The organism is Kitasatospora sp. NPDC089509 (genome assembly GCF_044749365.1).
Taxonomy (GTDB): domain Bacteria; phylum Actinomycetota; class Actinomycetes; order Streptomycetales; family Streptomycetaceae; genus Kitasatospora.
Window position 1 is genome coordinate 28,849 of sequence record NZ_JBIVHS010000037.1, and the last position, 3,202, is coordinate 32,050.

A 3,202-nucleotide genomic window follows, 5' to 3' on the forward strand; every position below is an offset into this window, starting at 1 on the left:
CCGCCCGGCCGACGGGCCCGACCGCCGATGAGCGGTCAGTCCCCCTGGGACCAGGCGGCGACCGGGAGCGACAGGTAGATGCCGAAGTCGTCCAAGCCGGTCGCGGCGCGGAGGTTCGCGTGGAGGGTGTCCACCCGCTCCTGGCGGTCGGCCGCCCGGCTGGCGAACCACTTCGACTTGATCTCGATCACCAGCGGCAGGCCGCTGAGGTCCAGCGGGCCCAGCGGCCGGAAGCGGACCTCGACGTCCCCGGGCTGCAGGTCGCCGTCGTACGGCTCCTCGGGGCATTCCACGGCCAGGGAGACCAGATGGGGCAGCACGGCACCCAGTTCGCGGAGTAGGGCCTCGGGCACGGTGGGGGCATGGGTCACGTCGACGAGCGGCATACCCGACACTCTAGGGCGCCGAACGGATCCCCGTGCCGCAACAGCCGGGCCGGGATCAGGACTTCGCCCGCTACGACCAGTGCGGCCGGCCCGACTGGCGGAGGCGCCGGGGGGGGGGGGGGCCGGGGGGGGGGGGGGGGGCCCCCCCGGCGCGGGGGGGGGGGGGGCGCCGGGGGGGGGGGGCGGGGGCCCGCCCCCCGGGGGGCCCCCGCGGCCCCCCCCCCCCCCGCGCCGGGTCAGCGGGACAGCGGGCCGGGTCAGCGGGACAGCGGCCCGCTGAGGGCGGCGGGCCGGCCGGTCCGCTCGGCGATCTCGGCGAGGCGGGTGTGCACGGCGTCGCGCGGGACCACCAGGGTCGGCTCGTTGGACACCAGCCGGTGTTCGGCGGCCAGCCGGGCCCGGCCGCCGCCGGTGATGTTGAGCAGGACCGGCGCCGCGGGGTCGACGCGGCCGTCCCGTACGGCGGTCCGCAGGGTGGCCAGGGCGACGCCCGCCGGAGGCTCGATGTCGATGCCCTCCAGCTCCAGGAAGGTGGCCATCGCCGCGCGTGCCTCGCCGCCGTCGGCGGTGAACACCTCGCCCGCGCTCTCGCTCAGCGCCTCCCGCAGACCGCCCGGGACGTCGTACGGCGGCTTGCGGTTGGTGAGTTCGGGAGCGAAGGCGCTGCGCGCGGCCGCGCGGTCCTCGTCCGGGGCGGTGGTCTCCCAGGAGCGCCGACCGGTCCGCCAGGCCTCGAAGACGGGCGCGAAGCCGGCGTTCTGGGCCAGCATCAGGCGCGGCAGCGGACCGTCCCCGCCGACGCCGGCCCGGCGGAGCCGGACGGCGGCCTCGTGGGCGGCGATCGCGCCCGCCCCGCTGCCGATGGCCTGGACGTAGTACTGCGGGAGCCCGCCCATCGCCTCGGCCGCGGCGAGCATCACGGTGCCGAGCCCGTCCCGGCGGGCGACGTTCTTGGTGCCGCCCTCCGGGACGAAGCCCGGCAGCGCGGCCAGGGCGTCGCCGAGCGCGATGGCGTCCGCGTAGTCCGCCTGCTCGACGGCGACGATGCTGACCGCACCGGAGTGCTCGGCGTACGGCACCCGCGAGCGCAGGTGGCCCATCGCCTCCGCCGGGACGATGACGACCGCCGGCACCCCGTGGACGGAGCAGAGCTCGGCGAAGGCCGCCGCCGTGTTGCCGGCCGAGGTCACCACCAGGGTGCCCGCCCGCTCGGGCAGTCGGCCGAGCACGGCCGCCGCTTCGAGCTCCTTGAAGGAGCCGGTGGTCAGCCCGGCCCCGCGCTCCGGCCAGTAGCCGTTGAACGCGATCCACAGATTCCTCAGGCCCAGGAAGCCGCCCAGCCGCTCGCTCCGGTAGACGACCGTCCGGCCGGTGTCGGCGACGACCCGGCGGATCGGCAGCCAGTCGCGGTAGCGGTGGATCCCCGCCACCTCGCGGTCGGGCGCGAAGGGGCGGTCACCGTAGTCGCTTCTCAGCAGCGCGGGCCCGTGCGGCTCCGGGCAGGCCAGGGACACGCCGTCGTCCGGCGTGCGGAGAGCGCACGAGGAACAGACCAGGGAACAGTGGGAAGCGTCTTCGTCGCGAATCATGGAAAGGAGGTTCGCCTTACGCTCTCGTTAAAAACTTCGTCAAATATCGCGGGGAATTCCCGCCGACGCGGGGCGCGGATCGCGGTACACGCGCTGGATGCTGGTGCCGAGCCGACTTATATCGGCCCCGTACACGTGGATGGAGATCGCCGTCCGGTCACCCGAGTTCGATACCCGGTGGATATCTCCGGGCGGGGCGATTCCGCTCACCTGGCCGCGAGGATTAACGATTTCCTCATCCAATGCCAGGAGTTCGCCGTCACCGTCCGTGCGGGCGATCCGATAACGGCTTTCATGTTCTTCGCCCTCGTACACTCCGGTCACGCACCAGGCGATGTGATCGTGGATCGAGGTCGACTGACCGGGGTGCCACACCAGCGAGACCACGGAGAAGGAACCGTCCGGTTCCACGTGCAGGAGGTGCTGCCGGTAGTTCTCCGGGTCGCCCCGCCGTTGATCGGGCGTCAGGAGGTCGGGGTGGTCCAGGAAGGGCCGCAGCCGGGCCGCCACGGCGTCCGCCCGTTCGGCCGCCGAAGCGGTCTCCCGCACCGCCGCGCGGATCGCCTCGACCAGCGGTGCGAGGCGGGATCCGGGAGCGGAGCGGGGGTCTCCGACCGCCGCGACCCCGGCGACAGGGGCGCTGACCACGGCGTTTCCGCTCAGTTCCCGGCCCCGTCCATGGCGTCGACCAGGCTCTTCGGACGCATGTCGGTCCAGTTGGCCTCGATGTGGTCCACGCAGGACTGGCGGGCGGCGGGGCCGTGGACGGTGTTCCAGCCGGCCGGGACGTCGAGGTATTCGGGCCACAGCGAGTACTGGTTCTCGTCGTTGACCAGCACCAGGAACGTGCCGTCGGCGTCGTCGAAGGGGTTCGCCATCGGAGGTCTTCCTCTCAGGGGGATCAACCGGCTCGGACCGGTCGACCGGGTACACGTAGGGGGAGGGGTGGAAGGTTCAGCAAAGATAGCAGTTCATCTTGCGGCAATCTTGTGCTAATCTGCGCGGCCTGATTCGACGTCCCGGCTTCAAGGGATCTTCACCGCGGTTGACGACAGCGGTCCGACGCCGGGTTAAAGTCCTTACCGGTAACGAAATCGCGCGGTCGAAGCGCGATGGTCGTATGCCGTCCAAAGAATGCCGGGCCGGGACAGCTCTGTCCGTCCGCGCGCCGTGCGAAGCGATCGCGAGAAGCGGTTTCGCTCCTGGAGAACCGGAGTTCGGAAGAAG

Annotated in this window: 4 protein-coding genes; all 4 read right to left on the bottom strand. The window is 72.6% G+C overall.

Going from position 1 to position 3,202, the window contains the following annotated elements:
• Positions 1-35: 35 nt before the first annotated feature.
• Complete coding sequence (locus ACIP4P_RS41985) at positions 36-386, bottom strand: hypothetical protein (RefSeq protein WP_400928771.1); 351 nt, start codon at positions 384-386, stop codon at positions 36-38.
• A gap of 257 nt (positions 387-643) precedes the next feature.
• Positions 644-1,975 (bottom strand): cysteate synthase, encoded by a 1,332-nt coding sequence (locus ACIP4P_RS41990; protein WP_400928774.1) that lies wholly within the window; start codon positions 1,973-1,975, stop codon positions 644-646.
• A gap of 39 nt (positions 1,976-2,014) precedes the next feature.
• A complete protein-coding gene (locus ACIP4P_RS41995) occupies positions 2,015-2,623 on the bottom strand; it encodes a cysteine dioxygenase (protein WP_400928777.1) in 609 nt (202 codons plus the stop codon).
• A gap of 11 nt (positions 2,624-2,634) precedes the next feature.
• On the bottom strand, positions 2,635-2,853 hold the full coding sequence (locus ACIP4P_RS42000; RefSeq protein ID WP_400928780.1) for an MbtH family protein: 219 nt from the start codon (positions 2,851-2,853) through the stop codon (positions 2,635-2,637).
• Positions 2,854-3,202 lie beyond the last annotated feature (349 nt).